Below are 18312 nucleotides of genomic sequence, written 5' to 3' on the forward strand. Positions count from 1 at the left end.
TACAGCGACGGCAACACCTCGCGTTACAAGCAAGTGCTGTGTCTGCACAGTACTTGCCTTAGATTGAGATAAAAACAATGAATAACACCCAAACACTGTCACCAGACACCCTGTCGAGTGAAGAATTGATCGCGCAAGATGTCGGGGCACGACTGCCTGTTGGCATCATGGCGACGGTCATCACCGCACTCGCACTCTGCTGGTCCCTATTTCAGCTCTGGATCGCCTCTCCTCTTCCTTTCATTATCGGCTTCGGGGTCATGAACGACACCGAAACCCGTGCGATCCACCTCGCTTTTGCTTTGCTATTGGCCTTCTTTGTTTTCCCTGCACGTAAACGCTCACCGCGTGACCGCGTGCCTCACCTTGACCTCTTATTGGGCTTGGTTTCTGCGGCGGCGGCACTGTATTTATTTGTGTTCTACAACGAACTCGCACAACGTCCGGGTAACCTCACTACGGCAGATTTCATCACCGCCTGCATCGGTATTCCGCTATTGCTTGAAGCGGCCCGACGCGTATTAGGGCCAGCGTTACCTATTATCGCCACCCTTTTCTTGATCTACAGCCTCGCTGGGCCTTGGATGCCGGGGTTACTGTCACACCGTGGCGTGCCATTCCCAGCCCTTGCAAACCACCAATGGATCACCACTGAAGGGGTCTTTGGTATCGCACTGGGGGTATCCACCAGCTTCGTGTTCTTGTTTGTCCTTTTCGGTGCCTTGCTAGAGCGTGCCGGTGCTGGCCACTATTTCATTCAATTGGCTTTCAGCATGTTGGGCCACCTACGCGGCGGTCCGGCAAAAGCGGCCGTGGTTGCTTCTGGCTTGACTGGTCTCATTTCAGGTTCCTCCATTGCGAACGTGGTAACTACCGGTACTTTTACCATTCCAATGATGCGTAAAGTGGGCTTCAGTGCAGAGAAAGCCGGCGCCGTAGAAGTGGCCTCCTCTGTGAATGGGCAAATTATGCCGCCGGTGATGGGAGCCGCTGCCTTTTTGATGGTTGAATACATCGGTATCCCGTACGTCGATATCATTAAGCACGCGTTTTTACCCGCTGCAATTTCCTATATTTCCTTACTGTACATCGTGCACCTTGAAGCACTTAAACTGGGTATGCAGCCCTTGGCGGTTGCGGGATCACGCCCTTGGTTGGCACGCTTGACCGGTTTTGCTTTCGGCACCGCGCTGATCAGCGGTCTTTCTCTGGCGGTGTACTACGGACTTGGATGGCTCAAGCCTCTGCTGGGTGATCACACCTTACCGGGCGTCGCCGTAATGCTGGCCATTACGTACTTGGGTTTACTCAAAATTGCGGCGATGAATGATCCGCTACCGAGTGAAGAAGACACTGACCTCGACACACTGCCGTCAACGCGTGCAGTCTTGCTATCTGGCCTGCATTACTTGTTGCCCGTGATTGTGCTGGTGTGGTGCTTGATGGTGGAACGCCTATCGCCAGGTTTGTCCGCCTTCTGGGGCAGTATGATTCTGGTGGTTATCGTGCTGACACAGCGCCCGTTATTGAACTGGCTACGCACGGATGGCAAACACCACTATGGATCCGTGCAAGAGGGTGCCATTGATCTGCGTGAAGGCTTAATTGCTGGTGCGCGCAATATGATCGGAATTGGCATCGCGACAGCCACCGCAGGGGTCATTGTCGGTGCCGTCTCGCAAACAGGTGTCGGCCTCGTCTTGGCAGATCTCGTTGAAATGCTGTCGATGGGCAATCTTATGCTCATGCTATTGCTAACAGCCCTGTTGAGTTTGATTTTGGGGATGGGCTTACCAACAACCGCGAACTACATCGTGGTGTCCAGTTTGCTTGCCCCAGTGATTGTGGTTCTGGGTCAGCAGCAAGGTTTAATCGTACCTTTAATCGCGGTGCACTTGTTCGTGTTCTATTTCGGCATCATGGCGGATGTGACGCCCCCCGTGGGACTCGCTTCATTTGCGGCAGCGGCTGTGTCAAAAGGCGATCCGATAAAAACCGGGATCACCGCGTTCTACTACAGTTTGCGTACCGCTGCCCTCCCGTTCTTGTTCATCTTCAACACCGATCTGCTGTTGATCGATGTGGATTGGGCACACGGTGTGCTGATTTTCGTGGTCGCGACCATTGCCATGCTGATCTTCGCCGCCGCGACACAGGGTTACTTCCTGACGCGTAACCGTTGGTATGAAACCCTTCTACTATTATTGGTGGCATTTACCTTGTTCCGTCCGGGATTCTGGCAAGACCAAGTGAGCGATCCTTATCGCTATGTGTCTCCGACATCGCTCAGTGAAGAGCTGAACAGTTTGAATGAAGGCGATATATTACGCATGCGTATGAACGGTGAAGATGCCGTTGGTGTGATGCGTGAGTTTTCAGTGTTGTTTGAAGTACCAGCGGGCAGCAATGGCGATGACAAGCAACGCGCACTGGGGATTGAAACCTATCAGCAAGGCGATAAAACCTTGATTGATATCGTGCATTTTTCCAGCCCAGCAGAAAAAGCCGGCTTAATGTTTGATCAGGAAATCATGGAATTGCGCATCCCTGCACAGCGCAGTGCGAAAGAATGGTTCTGGATCCCCGCACTCTTACTGTTTGGTGCCGTCGTCACCTTGCAGCGTCGTCGGATACAACGTACAGCGGAACCCGAGGTGGCATGCTCATAAGCCTATTGCATAAGCACGTACCGATAAACACATGCCGCTAGACACATAAATAGCTGCACTATCTACAGAAAGGAGCCTTCGCGCTCCTTTCTTTTTTTCGTATTCAATTCACAACCCTGACGTGATTTTCACACTCCCCGATACAGGCTTGCGCATTTCTAGTGCATAATAAAGACAAGCAATAGCAACACCTATCACACCCAAGGAGAATACATGGGTCCTTTGATGCTTGATGTATCCGGTTATGAACTGGATGCAGAAGATCGTGAGATTATTCAACACCCTACCGTTGGCGGTATTATCTTTTTTGCGCGCAATTACCATGACCGCAAACAACTGCGCGCATTAACAAAAGCCATTCGTGACACGGCGAAGCGCCCTTTATTAATCGCTGTCGATCAAGAAGGCGGACGTGTACAACGTTTTCGCGATGAATTCACCTTACTTCCTCCTGCCAAAGCGTTCGCAGGCAGTCAAAATGGGCTAGAGCTCGCCCATGATGGCGGTTGGCTGATGGCAGCGGAATTGCTGGCGATGGACATTGATCTGAGCTTGGCACCGGTATTGGATTTAGGCTTTGACTGTAAAGCCATTGGTGACCGTGCGTTTTCTGATGATCCGCAGCAAGTGATCCGTTACGCCAGCCAATTCATCAAAGGGATGAAGCAGGCCGGTATGGCAGCGACAGGAAAGCACTTCCCGGGGCATGGCGGTGTCATTGCTGATTCTCATTTGGAAACGCCGGTTGATCCGCGAGACAACATCAAACAGCATGACATGACGGTATTTAAAGCCTTGGTCGAACAAGGTCTGCTTGATGCCATGATGCCCGCCCATGTCGTGTTTGAGCATTACGACGATACGCCTGCGAGCGGCTCAGAATACTGGCTAAAGCAAGTGTTACGTAAAGATATGCAGTTCAATGGCGTTATTTTTTCTGACGACTTGAACATGAAAGGGGCTGACGTGCTCGGCAGTTACAGCGAGCGCGCACTGGCAGCACAACAAGCCGGTTGTGACATGGTCATGCTATGCAATAACCGTGAAGGTGCGGTGCAAGCCCTTGACGGTTTACCACAAACGCAAGTGCCACAGTTAACCGCCCTGTGCAAACAAGCTACTGGCGAATATCGCGACCTGATCAACACCCGTCTTTGGCAGGAAACTGAACAACGCATTACCCGCCTGACACAAGAATGGCGCGAAAAAAACGCATAACATCGCCTTGATACCGCACTGACGTTTTTTGCTCACAAACTACAAAGCCCTGCATTATGCAGGGCTTTGTTTTTATTTATCGTTGATTAACGTGAAACCATCGACTTACAGTAATAGGCAAACGCTCTAAAGGCCATCGGTTTACCGAAGTAATACCCTTGCTGTAACGTCACACCCCGCGCCGCCAAGTAGTTGGATTGCTCCAACGTTTCAACCCCTTCTGCAATCATCTCCATCCCTGCTTCTTTACCAAATGCAATGATCGAGTCCAACAAGGATAATTTGATGTCTGATGTACCAATGGTTTCAACGAACATTTTATCAATTTTCAAACTGCGTATATTAAGTTGCTGAATGTAACTGAATCCCCCGTAGCCTGTACCGGCATCATCCAGTTTGACATCTATACCACACGCTCGAAGCTGCTCGATGACATCTGACGCCATCGTGAGGTTAGTAAACCGTTTACGTTCAGTGACTTCAAACGCAATCTGGCTCGGTAAAATCTTTGTCGTATGCAGTAACGCCAGTGATTTTTGCATGATGTCCAACGACTCCAACTGATCCGGCACGACGTTAATGCTCATGACCTGCTGGGTCGAATGCCAATTGAGTTTACCTATATCACGTACCGCTTGACTGATCAGTTGATCGGTAATCGGAAAAATCTGGCCACTCTTCTCGACATAAGGAATAAACTCCATGGGCGAAATAATATCGTGACCCGCACGTAACCAACGAGCCAACATTTCACACCCATAAAGTGAATTGTTCGATACATCAACAATGGGTTGGTAATACGGCACAAACTCATGCCGTTCAATCCCTTGCTCCACCAATGAGTGCAGAGACATGCGGCGGCCGATCATCAAACGGTACGTTACTAAGCACAAGCCACCTAAAAAGGTGCCGAATAAGAATAAGGGAAGCCAAAAATCGTGTTTATATTGCTCAAGCAACTTGGGATTAACGTACGCATCCAAGCGTAATCCATGAATGATTTCAGTGCTAAACAAGGGTGTTTCGGCCAACAAGGATGCATCACCACGCCAAAAAGTAACCGCATCGTCTGCTTCAGAAGAGAGCGCCGTGAGTACACAGTCTTCACAATATTTGTTTCGCAATTCATCAGTGACTAAGGGTTCCATATACACCCGTAATGTTCCCTTGGAAGACACCTGCTCTAAGACGATGATTTGCTGGGCATAACGCGCTTCTGTGGCAACCCACAGCGTAATACCGGCGGTAAGTTGTGGAATCAGCGGTGCCTTATTTATCGCGCTTTGTGCCCCCTCAAAACTGGTGCAATGCGTGCCGTCATTCAGCATCAACGTCATACGTCGAATCTGGTAATCGTTGTAGGTAATCTGTTGGAGTTTATCACTATCGTAATCACTACAGTCATAGCGAAACTGTTGACGGAGGGTCTCTAACATCGTCGGGTAATCTTCAAGCTTACTCGAATAATGGTTTAATAATCGACGAGAGTCATCTTCAATCAATGATGACAAGTAACGCTCAGAAACAATCTCATTGGTGAACGATAATGAAAATGAAAAGAGGAGAACCAATAAAAAAGAAGGAAGGTGAAAGTTACGGGTACATTTGCGAAAAAATGCACGGTTATATTCTTCAAACACGTTTTGTTTCAACTGCATTGCGATTAATCTTGCCTATCCATAGAGTTTGTTTTCCGTTTATGCCTGATGGTACGCAAGAAAGATGACATTTTTGCAGTATTCAGTATAAATCAGCACACTAACAATAGGCATAAAGCTGTGTAATAACAAGATTTTATAGAATGTAAGGCGGGATGTAGATCACGGCGTAGAACAAAAAATACAACTGCAGTTTAAAGCGTCAAAAAAATGAACAAAACAGTTACTAATCCCTCATTACCTCGCTGATTTTAATGACGTTTTGGGATAAAAAAAGGCGCCTCTCGGCGCCTTCTTTTACAGGGAATCACGAGAGTAATCGATATCTTTGGTGCATTTTTTCTCTTTGCAAATCACGTAAACTGCGCCAATGATAAATGCAATAACAAGAATTGTTTCCATCAAAATTTTAACCCTTCTTTCAGTCTGTCAATGTCGGCCCAACGACATGTTGCCGCTCAACGCTCGTGGGTCTAAAAAATGCCACTCTATGCCACGGTATAGCGGCGACTTGAACTAGAAGCAATTTTTAGACGCTGTCAAAGATACCGCACTATCTTATCAATTGCACAAACGAGTTATCAAACTGTGACAAACCGCGAAACTTACTTATCGTCGATTACTCACTCTTACATCGGAAAAACCGAAATAAAAAAGGGCGAAATCGCCCTTTTTTCAATACCACAACGTCAGGGGGTTACAACCACCGTGCCTGACCGGTAAAACTGACTGATAACCATGTATCGCCGAGTTCTTCCGAAAGCGATTCCCATAACACTTGGCGAATATGATCCTGACGTTTGGTTGTCCAGAAATCATCATCTTTCACCAAAATATTGACCTCGAGATCGTACTGACGACCTGTTTTGGCAAAATGGTGCGTGTAATCTTCAAAATGGTATTGCTTAGACAGTTTGGCGATCACGCGATCAACGTTGTCCTGCGCATCATCCTGAGGGGCGACCAGCAACACTTCTTTTAGGTTACGGCGTAACACCGTGATCGGTAACACCAACGCCGCGAGCGACAGTGTGGAGACGAGAATAGGATCCACATAGCGGTTCCATTGTGAGTAGCCCATGTCATCAAGAATCATGACCGCGACAAACCCCACTAAAATGGCCGCACTTAAAATACCGTCAATTAACCATTCTTGTGAATCAACCCGGACTAATTCTGACTGTTCACTTTTTGCAATATGGGTTTCAGTAAAATAAATCGTGAAACAGCAGAAGGTCGATAACACCGCGTAAACCAGAGCGTGCTCTAACACAATCTCATGGCCACCACTAGCAATGGTTTGCACACCATTGATAAAAGCGAAAATACAAGTCATCAAGATGAGCAAGCCATTGACCACGTTGATGAGTGGCTCAATGTGCGCATATCCGAATTGAAAGTACTGATCATCGGGTTTTGAGACTAAGTAAGCGGTATACAGGCTAAGCCCTGTCATTCCCATACTCAGTAGAGAGAACATGCCGTCGAGAAGAATAGCGTTGGATCCGACATACAATCCATAGCCGATACCGAGGCTAGACAGCAACACAGTGCCTGCTAGCGACATTTTGAGCGCCAAACGCTCCTTACTAATTTTACGGCTGATAGCCATAAATACCTCCATCGTTATGAAATAAAAAGAAATACAGACTGGATCCCATCCTGTTTATCACTTGTCATCTTGTACACACAAGCACATTTTATCGGTGCTTGTTCTAATACAAGATAACTATACTATTAACACATCTAAAGAATTGTGATCAAGCTGTGACGTTTTTTTATCACGCATTAACAGGCAATTCGGGATGCCTTGCCTGAGCAAAACACCCGCCACATTAAGCGTAAGACAAAAAACGCAATAAGGGGAATTAGACGTGATACAGATCACATCCTAGCTGTATTCGGCGCGCATACTACCAAAGAAACGGTCAGAAAACACGCTTTGTGTGTGGATTTTAAATGGCCGGGTACTTACCGTGAACGATGAAGTTCTATCCTTTCTATATCATTGAAAAAGTTAATTATTTTCGCACGGCTCACACTATACTCGAAATCTGCACCATCACAAAAATCCACATTTGATTGCAGTTCAGGGCTTTTTAACCAAATAAACTGGCACGTGGCATTCACTTCGCATGCTAAATCACGTTCGGTATGCAGTTGATCCCAATACGTCGCAAAGTGCTGCAGGGCATCATCTAGCTGAGCATAATTTTCCTGACTTAACTCATCACGCAGCGTTTTCAGCTCCTTTTGTCGCTCCGTCATAAAGGAATTAAACGAATCCGATAAGGGAGACTCGGTCACTGTGTTGCACTCTTCATCCACAAATTGCGCTTTTTGATGCGCAATATCGTCCATATTGGGCTGTGAGGTACACGCAGAAGCAAAGGCCATCATGATAATGTAACCGTACCTTTTCATTTTTTCTCCCGCCATACATACGCATTTGATGAATGCACTAAGTATGCGTGAATCCCCACCACACTCGGCGTTATTCATCGCCATTCTTAACAGTGATGCATCTGTCGCACTCTGCGTTTCCCCGTCGTATGCCAACAATGCGCAACCGTGATAATTGATACAACTATCAAAGTGTACCGAATTCTTTACTGTTCGCGTTTATTCGAGCCTCAGCGAATGTTAACAAACTGATTACACTTAATACTATTGATCTGTGCCACTGCCTTCTACTCTTATTCTCTTCACGTTTCGTTGGCATACCGTTGGCATAGTCATCACTTTGCTGTCCGCCTCATTTGAGGCAGCAACAGAAGGAGCTAATGATGAATGTACAAGCCATGCCGATGCATCGCTTTATCGATCATCTCGGACACATCGTACGCCCACTCCCCGACTGGGCCAGCCTCTCCATGTTGACCGCCTGCTATCAAGACATGGTGTTAACACGCACCTACGACAATAAAGCCGTTGCGCTTCAGCGTACCGGGAAACTCGGTACCTACCCGTCCCACTTAGGGTCGGAAGCCATGGGCATCGCGATGGGTCGAGCTTTACAACCCACCGATGTGTTCATTCCTTATTACCGCGATTTACCGGCCATGTGGGCACGCGGGATCCCATTAGAGAAAAACTTACAGTATTGGGGCGGTGATGAACGCGGCAGTGATTTTACCGCACATGACTCACCGTCCCGTGATCTCCCATTTTGTGTGCCTATCGCGACCCAATGCACCCATGCCGTCGGCGTCGCTGCCGCATTGAAAATTCAAGGGCAACACCAAGCCGCCCTTGTCACCTGCGGGGATGGGGCGACATCCAAAGGGGACTTTCTTGAATCTCTGAACTGCGCAGGCGCGTGGAATATTCCGTTAGTGTTTGTCATCAATAACAATCAATGGGCGATCTCGGTGCCGCGCCGTATTCAATCCGGGGCTGAATGGCTGGCAGACAAAGCGAAAGGCGCAGGCATCGTGGGGATCACCGTTGATGGTAACGACGTCGTCGCGGTGTACGATGCCGTGCTTCGCGCGTTGGATCACGCCCGAAAAGGCAAAGGCGCCACGCTCATCGAAGCCATTAGCTATCGACTGAGCGATCACACAACGGCCGATGATGCTTCACGCTATCGGACAGAAGAAGAATTACAAGAAGCTTGGCAATATGACCCGATCAGCCGACTAAAAAGCTATCTTATCGCCCAAGAAGCGTGGTCAGAAGCCGATGAGGCCCGCTTGCTGACCCGCTGTAAAGAAGAGGTGGTGCAGGCCGTTGAGCGTTATCAAGCGCAGATTCCGCAACCGCCTGAGTCTGGTTTTGATTACCTCTATGCCACGCCTGATGCCGATTTATGTCGTCAGCGCGATACCATCATCAACAAAGCACTGCGCATGCGAAACATAACATCAGACACGACGTCAGACCCAACGCCAGATACGATACAGGGAGGTCAGCATGAGTGAACTGACATTATTAGAAGCCGTCAACCTTGCTCTGCACCATGAAATGGCGAACGATGAGCATGTGATCGTCATGGGCGAAGATGTGGGCGACAACGGCGGAGTCTTCCGTGCCACGGTGGGGTTAAAAGATAAGTTTGGTTGTAAACGAGTGATTGATTCCCCCCTTGCCGAAGCCTTAATTGCCGGCGTTGCCGTAGGGATGGCCAGCCAAGGCTTGCGCCCGGTTGCCGAGTTCCAGTTTCAAGGCTTTGTGTTTCCCGCCATGGAACACATTATGTGTCATGCCGCGCGAATGCGAAACCGAACCCGAGGGCGTCTCACCTGCCCTGCGGTTTTTCGCGCTCCCTTTGGCGGTGGCATCCACGCCCCGGAACATCATTCAGAAAGCATCGAAGCCTTGTTTGCCCATATTCCGGGGTTAAAAGTGGTTATCCCTTCCTCCCCGCAACGGGCATACGGCTTATTGTTGGCGGCCATTCGCAGTAATGATCCTGTAATGTTTTTTGAACCCAAGCGGATTTATCGCACGGTGAAATCGACCGTTGTCGATAACGGTCAGGCACTCCCGCTTGATACTTGCTTTACCTTACGCAAAGGGCGCGATGTGACACTAGTGACATGGGGCGCCTGTGTGGTGGAATCACTACACGCTGCATCAACGTTATCAGAACACGGCATTGAAGCCGAAGTGATCGATCTTGCCACCATCAAGCCCCTCGATATGGCAACCATTCTGGCTTCACTGGAAAAAACCGGTCGGTTGCTGGTGGTGCATGAAGCGTCCCAAACCTGCGGTGTGGGGGCCGAAATTCTTGCTCGCGTCGCCGAACAGGCCCTGTGTTTACTCAAAGCTCCCCCTAAACGAGTCACGGGCATGGACACCGTTATGCCTTATTACCGCAATGAAGATGTTTACATGATTCAGGCAGACGATATCACACATGCAGCACGCGATTTGGTGGAGGGCTGGCAATGAAAACATTTCACTTACCCGATCTTGGCGAAGGGCTGGCAGAATCGGAAATCGTACAATGGCACGTGAATGTGGGTGATACCGTCGACATTGATCAAGTGATCCTGACAGTAGAAACCGCCAAAGCCACGGTTGAGATCCCTGCCCCATACAGCGGTACCATTGTCGGCCGACATGGCAATGAAGGCGATGTGATCGGCATAGGCTGCGCACTGATCGACATTGAACCGAGTACGGCCTCGGCGCCATCCTCACAAACCGCATCATCAACCGACACAACTAAATCAAACAATACAACTACATCAACCAATACAACTAAATCAACCAGCACAACTAAATCAACGGATGCAGCGACCGTTGTGGGGAACGTGTCTCATGAGCCGCAGCAGGTGAATGTCGATGAGTTTTGGATCGGCAACTACGATCAACCGAATGATAAACAAAGCCCGCTGTTATCTGCCTTACCGGCAGCACGACGTCTCGCGCAAAAACTCGGCGTCAATTTGTCGTTAGTCTCAGGCTCGGGGCCGGATGGCATCATTCTTGAGAAAGATGTCTATCGCGCGTGCGATCAGCAACTGCCAGGCACGGAAGTCTTAAAAGGTGCACGTCGTACCATGGTCGACACCATGCACACCGCGCATCAACACGTTGCCGCCGTCACATTGACCGAAGAAGCGAGCTTACATGCGTGGTCAGACAACGAAGACATTACCTGCCGCTTGGTCAAAGCCCTTGTTTTTGCCTGCCAAGCGGAGCCCGCGCTGAATGCATGGTTTGATGCCGATACCATGACGCGCTGTGTACACACAGACGTCAATATTGGTATCGCCGTCGACAGTGCCCACGGGTTATACGTGCCGGTATTGCGCCATGCGGATTCATATAATAACCAGGGGATCCGTAAATGGGTGGACCGTACTGTCGAAGAAGTCAGAAACAAACAACTTGGCAGAGAGCAATTTCAACATGCCACCATCACCCTGTCTAACTTTGGGGCGATTGCCGGTTTATACGCCACGCCGATGGTGAGCCCGCCGCAAGTGGCTATTCTGGGGGTTGGACGCATCATGGAGAAGTTCATACTGAAAGAGAAAACACCCACAATGATCAATACCTTGCCCTTGTCGATAACCTTTGATCACCGCGCATGTACCGGCGGAGAAGCAGCACGCTTCATGAAAGCCTTGGTAACGCACCTTGAGCGTGGCAGTGATAACCCGCAATAAGCAATGCTTGAAGCAGAAGCAGAAGCAGAAGCAGAAGCAGAAGCAGAAAATCCCAGATACAAAAATGCCAGTCAAACGACTGGCATTTTTTATGCTGCGATCTGTTATCAGAATGCGATCAGGGTTTGCACCGTGTCGCTGACTGATTAATCTTCTGCAGAAGGATCAACCGGCTGCTTTTTCTTTGGCATGAAGACATTATCACCCACAGCCATGTTGTCGTAGAAACGCTTATCCATACGCTTCTTCGGCTGCTGTGTAGTAGTCGCTTTCTTCTCTGCCACTTTCTTCGTCGTCGGCTTCTTCTTCACGAATTTCTTCTTCGGTGCAGGTTTCAGGCCTTTAAACTTGCCTTCTAGCCCTTCCATCGTCGTGAAGCTGATTTCTTGCTGTAAGAACGCTTCTACGTTCTTAAAGCTCTTCCAGTCTTTTGGACCAACCAAAGAAATCGCATCACCTTTGTTACCTGCACGGCCCGTACGGCCCACACGGTGTACGTATTCTTCCGCGTGCTTAGGCATATCAAAGTTGATCACGTGTGATACTTTTTCAATGTCCAGACCACGCGATGCAACATCCGTCGTGACCAAGATCTTGTGACAATCACGCTCAAACTGGCTCATGATGTTGTTACGCTGAACCTGATTAAGATCGCCACTTAGTGCAACCGCTTTCAGTTTACGCTCGTTCAACTCTTTGGTTAGACGTTCGGTATCTGAACGGGTCGCCGTAAAGATGATCAACTGATTGTAGTTTTCTGTTTCCAGAATTTTATCCAGCAACGCTTGCTTGTGATCAAGGTGGTCACACAAGTAGAAACGCTGGGTAATGTCTGTGTGCTGCTCGGCAGAGTGACCAATCGAGATACGCTTTGGCACATTCAGCATGTCTGATGCAATGCTGACTACGTCAGTGTGATCCAACGTTGCAGAGAACATCAAGGTTTGACGACGACGGTGATTAGCCGCTTCGTGAATACGACGAAGTTGAGCTTCAAAACCCAGATCAAGCATACGGTCAGCTTCATCCAAAATCAGCATTTCAAGGCCATCAAGACGCGTACTGCGGTGCTCAAGGTGATCCGCCAAACGACCCGGCGTGGCAATCACAAACATTGGGTCATTGCGCAATGCTTTTACCTGATCGTTGAAGTTTTCACCACCGACAACCAATGTTGCATCGTAAGGTGTACCTGCGTTTAGCGTACGCAAGTGTGCAAACACCTGCTTCGCTAATTCACGGGTCGGCGTTAGGATCAACACGCGTGGGTCACGGCGTGTGAAAGGTTTACTGCGGTACATGCGTTGCATGGCCGGCAGTAGGAATGCCAGAGTTTTACCAGAGCCCGTTTTCGACGATGCCAACACATCTTTCCCCATAATCGCAACAGGGACAGCGGTTTGTTGAATTTCCGTTGGTTTATTGAACGCCAAGTGATTCAGTTTCTGAAGCAAGCGCTGGTCTAATCCAAGATCTTTAAAATGCAAAATGGTGCTCCGGTCATAATGCTCTGTGATGAGCATGAATAATTCTGTAATAACCCTGCGTGACGTTCGTCACACAGTTCTAAATTTGGTTAGCAGAAAATTATACCACATTTCTTTTGACGCACACCCCATACCTGCTGTTTTCCCAAAATTTCATATCGATAGCACTTAGCAAGCGCTTAGCAAACACTGAGTATCGCGCTTGCACAGCACTGCCTGAGTTCGCATAGATTCAGTCAGCCATTATCTATAATTAACGCGGTTGCATAATCGGTAAACCGCAATGGAACACGTAGACACATTGCAATCTCGGCTCGCCGCCTTAACAGCACGTAAATAATGAAAGGTTTACGATGCAATAAAACAGTGTATTATTGTATTTAAACCATCAAGTACACGTCATTACAGATAGGACCGTCACATGGAAACTTACAAACCATTAGCCCCTCTCCCCCTCTTTCTTGCCGCCTTGGTCGGCAGTGTGATTATCTGGTCTGGCATTCATCCGGCCTTTTACGAAGTGTGGGTGGCTGAGATTATTCCCATCGTGTTGGTTTTCTTTGGCTTGATCGCGACCCACCGTGCGTTTACGTTTTCCAATACTGCGTATGTCATGATGTCGATGTGGTTACTCATGCACAGTATCGGCGCCCATTACACCTTTGCGAATGTCCCGTTTGACTGGTTCAATGATCTTGTTGGTTCTGATCGCAACCATTTCGACCGGATTGCACATTATGCGATTGGCTTCTATGCCTTCCCTATCGCTGAATATTTAGTGCGTAAGAACCATTGCAAGCCCGTTGTCGCGTCACTGTTTGGGCTCTTTTCCATCATGGCCGTTGCAGCAGCCTATGAAATCATCGAATGGTGGTATGCGGTATTGGCAGGCGGCGATGCCGGTATTGAGTTTTTAGGCAGCCAAGGGGATATTTGGGATGCGCAGAAAGACATGCTGGCAGATACCCTTGGTGCGATCACGAGTTTGGTAATTTTCGGCCTGATAAAGCCGTACAACACACCCTCACGGCAATAATAACGACGCGATAAAAAAGCCCAAGCACGTATGCTTGGGCTTTTTCTTTAACTTATCGAGAGCCGCTCACAACAAGCAACTCACACGCACAAAAGTGGCTTACAGATCAGGGTAACCGGTTGGGTTCGCTGACTGCCAACGCCATGTATCCGCTGTCATGTCATCGATAGTGCGCGTTGCAGACCAATGCAGTTCTGCTTTCGCTTTTGCTGGATCAGCCCAACACTCTGCAATATCACCCGGACGGCGTGGTGCGATTTGATATGCTACCTCTACGCCCGCAGCCTGTGAAAACGCGTCGACCATTTGCAGTACGCTAAAGCCGTTACCCGTACCCAAGTTATAAATGTGCAAGCCCGCTTCATTGCCTTTGTGCGTCAATGCCGCCAAGTGACCATCAGCCAGATCGAGCACGTGAATGTAATCACGTACACCGGTACCGTCAACGGTTGGGTAATCATCACCAAACACAGACAAGAACTCACGGCGCCCCACGGCCACTTGCGAGATAAATGGCATCAGGTTATTCGGGATACCTTGCGGATCTTCACCCATTTCACCCGACTGGTGTGAACCCACTGGGTTGAAGTAACGCAGCAATGTAATGCTCATTTCTGGGTGCGCATGCTGAATGTCAGTCAGGCATTCTTCCACCATCAACTTACTGCGGCCATACGGGTTGGTCGCGCTGGTTGGGAAATCTTCCGTAATTGGCACAGAAGCAGGATCACCATATACCGTGGCTGATGAGCTGAAAATCAGGCTGTTCACGCCAGCTGCACGCATCGCTTCCACCAATACCAAGGTACCGTGTACGTTGTTATCGTAATATTCCAGCGGCTTCGCAACAGACTCACCGACCGCTTTCAAGCCAGCGAAATGGATCACGGCGTCAACGTTCGCTTCTGCCAACACCTTGTCTAAGAATGCACGGTCACGAATGTCGCCTTCAAAAAAGGCTGGGCTCACACCCGTTAACTTTTCAATGCGAGCCAGTACTGATTTCTTACTGTTGTATAGGTTATCAACAATAATCGGCGTCATACCTGCTTCAATCATTTGTACGCAAGTGTGGCTACCGATGTAACCCATACCACCCGTCACTAAAACACGCATGTGTGTCTCCCTGTTATATCAATATGTGAACTACTCACATCATTGTATATGACGGAGTATGAAACGCATAAAACTACCATCAACTTCCTGCTAAATCATGCCTTGTTCTATAACAACATAGCCATCATGCCGACTTTTTCGCCTGCACTGTTCGTTTCACAAACACTGCGAGCCGTTTCAAAACATCCATTCCGCGCCTTCACCCTTCAATAAAACACTGTATAATATAAGTTCATTCACAGGGAGCTGCACCATGTCCGTATTCCACCCTCTTCGGTTCTTTCGTTATTACCTGCTTATTCTTTCGCTGGTGGCATTATCTGGCTGTGAATTAGTAACATGGAAAGCGGGTCACGATCGCACGCAACTGATCAATGCCGGCTACGAAGAGCATTATTTGCCGTTAAGCGATGGCGGTACCATGAAGTATTGGGTGGGTGGCACCGGCAAGCCCTTGTTACTGCTGCACGGTTTTGGCGGCTCCGCGATCTCCACGTGGAAGAATGAAATGCTCACGCTCAACGGCGACTACCGCGTGATCGTGCCGGATTTAGCCTGGTTTGGTGATTCCTACAGTCACGGTAAGCCGAACCTCAGCACCCAGACAGACGCGGTGTGGCAGGTTATGGATACCTTAGGTATCGACAAATTCAATGTCGCGGGTATTTCTTACGGCGGTTTTGTCACTTACAACATGATGACGCAGCCTGAGCGTATCGAGAAAAGCGTCATTATTGCTAGCCCCGGCCCCCTGTTTACAGATAATGACTTAACCGCCCTCTGTCAGCGCGCAGGTGTCGATCAACCCGAGCAATTATTTGTGCCGCAAAACAGTGATGAAGTCAGACGCTTGTTTAGCCATGTGTTTGTGGAACCCAAACGGATGCCAGACTTTGTCGCCGATCAGATCTACCATAATTATTTTGCGTCATTCAGAGATGAGAAATCCGCCTTAATACAATCGCTGGTGGAAGACCGAACCCGTATTTCCGCGTTTCCGGTAGAGCAACTGCCGCCGACGCTGCTGATTTGGGGCGACAGTGATGCGATTTTTCCACTGGAAAATGGCATTAGCCTCAGCCAGCACCTTAATGCTCCCCTCATTGTTTTGCCCGAAACGGGCCATGGCGTGACCAATGAGCAACCCGACTTAGTAACAAAACTATTGAAAACCTACTTGCAGTAACACTCACTAATGAGATGTAACGCTCACTATCGTTAATTACATATTTTTCATCGAAAAATTAGACATAATTATCAACCTGAATTAAGCTTGCCCAGCCAATGCACCGTGTTTCGCATTGGTTGGATTTGCTTTACTTAGGGATGACCCACCACCATGAATATGGTATTCAAGAGCCACCAGCTACAATCAGACAATAGCGCGTACATTGAACTTAGCCGCACCACTCTTCAGCGCCAACTGACCGTCCTTTTTCCGTTAACAGGCATGATCAGCGTGATCATTGCGTTCTCTCATTTTGTGTCAGGGTCAAATTGGGTTTTCACGTCATTAGCCATCAGTGGCGGCGTATTGTCTTACTTGCTTGCGCTCTGCAATAAACATCAATTGAATCCTTATGTGCTGATCTGGTGCTTTATCCTGTTCACGTCCGGCAACTGTATGTTTGGTTTTTACAGTGACGCCACCAGTTTTGTCAGCAACACCTTGGCATTGACCATCCCACTGCTGTGCTTCTTCGCGTTAAAACATCAATATGCATGGTGGTACAGCCTGATATTCGGCTTAGTCTATATTGTGATGAGCGCCGATGAGATCAGTCAGCGACAACTGCAAATAAATGACGCCCTACAAAATTTCAGTGCCTACACCATGGTATTGGTGATGGCCTATTTACTGGCGCAACATCGGAATGAAGCTATTCGTCGAGTACAAAAAATTGCTTCCTCCGATTTTTTAACCGATTTACATAACCGCAAAGGCCTTGAAGCGGCTTATTATCAAGAAGCCTACCGTGCCAATCGGTATCTCAAAGATCTCACCTTGGTACTGATTGATATTGACGGCCTGAAAGACATCAATGATCGCTACGGATTGGCCGTCGGTGACCAAATGTTGATGATGCTTTCTGCGTGCCTGAAAGAGAAAACCCGCCATGGCGATCATATTGCGCGTATTGGTGGTGAAGAGTTTTGCCTTTTGCTGCCAGAAACCTCATTGAAACAAGCCGAAACCTTAGCGATAACGCTGAAACAGCAGATCGCCCAATGCCAACTTGAGTTGGAATCTGGCGCGCACATTAGCATGACCGTGAGCATGGGATTAACGGCGGTGGAATTTCAGGATTTCAGTCTCGATTACATCAAAGCAGACAGCGCCCTTGATCGCGCGAAAAACTGGGGACGAGATCAGATTGCTATTGGCTAATCAACGCGATACGGTAAACCGACTCACCAAAAATGGATGAAGATGGATGACAACCCGAACCCTTTGCCAATGGAAGTGTTTTTCCGTTGAAGAATCAGAGCATACGCTCCCCGATGGCCGTCAGGTGACCTTTACCACGGTGAAGCACCCTGGCGCGGTCATTATTGTGCCAATCACTGCCGCCGGTGAATTTGTGATGGTGCATCAGTACCGCCCCGCGATTGACGATTGGATCTTAGAATTTCCCGCGGGTACGCTAGAAGGTAAAGAAAACATTCGCGCCTGTGCACAACGTGAACTGGCAGAAGAAGTGCAAATGCAGGCCACACAGTGGCAACACCTAGGGGAATTGTTTCCGGTTCCCGGGTTCTGCGATGAAGTCCAACATGTTTATCTCGCACACGACTTGTCACCGTGCACCGGCGAATTGGATGAGGATGAAATCATTGATGTGGTCACGTTACCCATCAGTGATTTTCTCGCAAAAGTTGCCAACAATGAGATCAAAGATGCGAAGACCTTAGCGACCTTTTTGAAGGTACAGGCAATGGGGTTACTGCCTTAATCGTCGATTCGAAAACATGTTAACATTCGTTTCCGAACCGTGATTTATC

General features: G+C 48.6%; 15 protein-coding genes. 10 read left to right on the top strand and 5 right to left on the bottom strand.

The features are described from left to right. The first annotated feature begins 77 nt into the window (after window positions 1-77). The gene (locus ACSF8W_RS00295; protein WP_500844104.1) at window positions 78-2669 is read left to right on the top strand and encodes a TRAP transporter permease; all 2592 of its coding nucleotides are present in this window, start codon (window positions 78-80) and stop codon (window positions 2667-2669) included. Between the two features lie 213 nt (window positions 2670-2882). Then, window positions 2883-3887 (top strand): beta-N-acetylhexosaminidase, encoded by a 1005-nt coding sequence (nagZ, locus tag ACSF8W_RS00300; protein ID WP_500844106.1) that lies wholly within the window; start codon window positions 2883-2885, stop codon window positions 3885-3887. A gap of 86 nt (window positions 3888-3973) precedes the next feature. Here the strand turns inward: nagZ and ACSF8W_RS00305 are convergent, their stop codons facing one another. From ACSF8W_RS00305 to ACSF8W_RS00315, 3 genes are all read right to left on the bottom strand, one after another. After that, window positions 3974-5545: an EAL domain-containing protein gene (locus tag ACSF8W_RS00305; RefSeq protein ID WP_500844107.1), complete on the bottom strand. Its 1572-nt coding sequence runs from the start codon at window positions 5543-5545 to the stop codon at window positions 3974-3976. Between the two features lie 697 nt (window positions 5546-6242). Then, the gene (locus ACSF8W_RS00310; RefSeq protein ID WP_500844108.1) at window positions 6243-7157 is read right to left on the bottom strand and encodes a cation diffusion facilitator family transporter; all 915 of its coding nucleotides are present in this window, start codon (window positions 7155-7157) and stop codon (window positions 6243-6245) included. 359 nt (window positions 7158-7516) lie between these two features. Next, window positions 7517-8047: a hypothetical protein gene (locus ACSF8W_RS00315; RefSeq protein WP_500844110.1), complete on the bottom strand. Its 531-nt coding sequence runs from the start codon at window positions 8045-8047 to the stop codon at window positions 7517-7519. 284 nt (window positions 8048-8331) lie between these two features. On the opposite strand from ACSF8W_RS00315, the gene pdhA reads away from it, so the two are divergent. Genes pdhA through ACSF8W_RS00335 form a run of 4 tightly spaced genes read left to right on the top strand, consistent with a single transcriptional unit; the run spans window position 8332 to window position 11820 of the window. Then, window positions 8332-9468: a pyruvate dehydrogenase (acetyl-transferring) E1 component subunit alpha gene (gene pdhA, locus ACSF8W_RS00320; protein WP_500844959.1), complete on the top strand. Its 1137-nt coding sequence runs from the start codon at window positions 8332-8334 to the stop codon at window positions 9466-9468. After that, window positions 9461-10444: an alpha-ketoacid dehydrogenase subunit beta gene (locus ACSF8W_RS00325; protein ID WP_500844112.1), complete on the top strand. Its 984-nt coding sequence runs from the start codon at window positions 9461-9463 to the stop codon at window positions 10442-10444. The genes pdhA and ACSF8W_RS00325 overlap by 8 nt, the downstream gene beginning before the upstream one ends. Next, window positions 10441-11670, top strand: a complete 1230-nt coding sequence (locus tag ACSF8W_RS00330) for a dihydrolipoamide acetyltransferase family protein (RefSeq protein ID WP_500844113.1) — start codon at window positions 10441-10443, stop codon at window positions 11668-11670. The genes ACSF8W_RS00325 and ACSF8W_RS00330 overlap by 4 nt, the downstream gene beginning before the upstream one ends. A gap of 3 nt (window positions 11671-11673) precedes the next feature. After that, window positions 11674-11820: a hypothetical protein gene (locus ACSF8W_RS00335; protein ID WP_500844114.1), complete on the top strand. Its 147-nt coding sequence runs from the start codon at window positions 11674-11676 to the stop codon at window positions 11818-11820. On the opposite strand, the gene ACSF8W_RS00340 is transcribed toward ACSF8W_RS00335, so the two are convergent. After that, window positions 11817-13157, bottom strand: coding sequence for a DEAD/DEAH box helicase (locus ACSF8W_RS00340; protein ID WP_500844961.1), 1341 nt, complete (start codon window positions 13155-13157; stop codon window positions 11817-11819). The two genes, ACSF8W_RS00335 and ACSF8W_RS00340, sit on opposite strands and share 4 nt — an antisense overlap. A 421-nt stretch (window positions 13158-13578) precedes the next feature. Between ACSF8W_RS00340 and ACSF8W_RS00345 the strand changes: the two genes are divergently transcribed. Then, window positions 13579-14193, top strand: coding sequence for a DUF2238 domain-containing protein (locus ACSF8W_RS00345; protein WP_500844115.1), 615 nt, complete (start codon window positions 13579-13581; stop codon window positions 14191-14193). Window positions 14194-14292: 99 nt separating this feature from the next. On the opposite strand, the gene galE is transcribed toward ACSF8W_RS00345, so the two are convergent. Continuing rightward, complete coding sequence (gene galE / locus ACSF8W_RS00350; protein WP_428477975.1) at window positions 14293-15309, bottom strand: UDP-glucose 4-epimerase GalE; 1017 nt, start codon at window positions 15307-15309, stop codon at window positions 14293-14295. A gap of 253 nt (window positions 15310-15562) precedes the next feature. On the opposite strand from galE, the gene ACSF8W_RS00355 reads away from it, so the two are divergent. From ACSF8W_RS00355 to ACSF8W_RS00365, 3 genes are all read left to right on the top strand, one after another. Continuing rightward, window positions 15563-16495 carry an alpha/beta fold hydrolase gene (locus ACSF8W_RS00355; RefSeq protein WP_500844116.1) on the top strand — a complete coding sequence of 311 codons (933 nt, stop codon included), beginning with the start codon at window positions 15563-15565 and terminating at the stop codon, window positions 16493-16495. Window positions 16496-16648: 153 nt separating this feature from the next. Further along, window positions 16649-17698: a GGDEF domain-containing protein gene (locus ACSF8W_RS00360; protein WP_500844117.1), complete on the top strand. Its 1050-nt coding sequence runs from the start codon at window positions 16649-16651 to the stop codon at window positions 17696-17698. A gap of 46 nt (window positions 17699-17744) precedes the next feature. Then, complete coding sequence (locus tag ACSF8W_RS00365; RefSeq protein ID WP_500844119.1) at window positions 17745-18263, top strand: NUDIX hydrolase; 519 nt, start codon at window positions 17745-17747, stop codon at window positions 18261-18263. Window positions 18264-18312 lie beyond the last annotated feature (49 nt).

It is taken from the genome of Photobacterium sp. 270122K, from assembly GCF_059941365.1.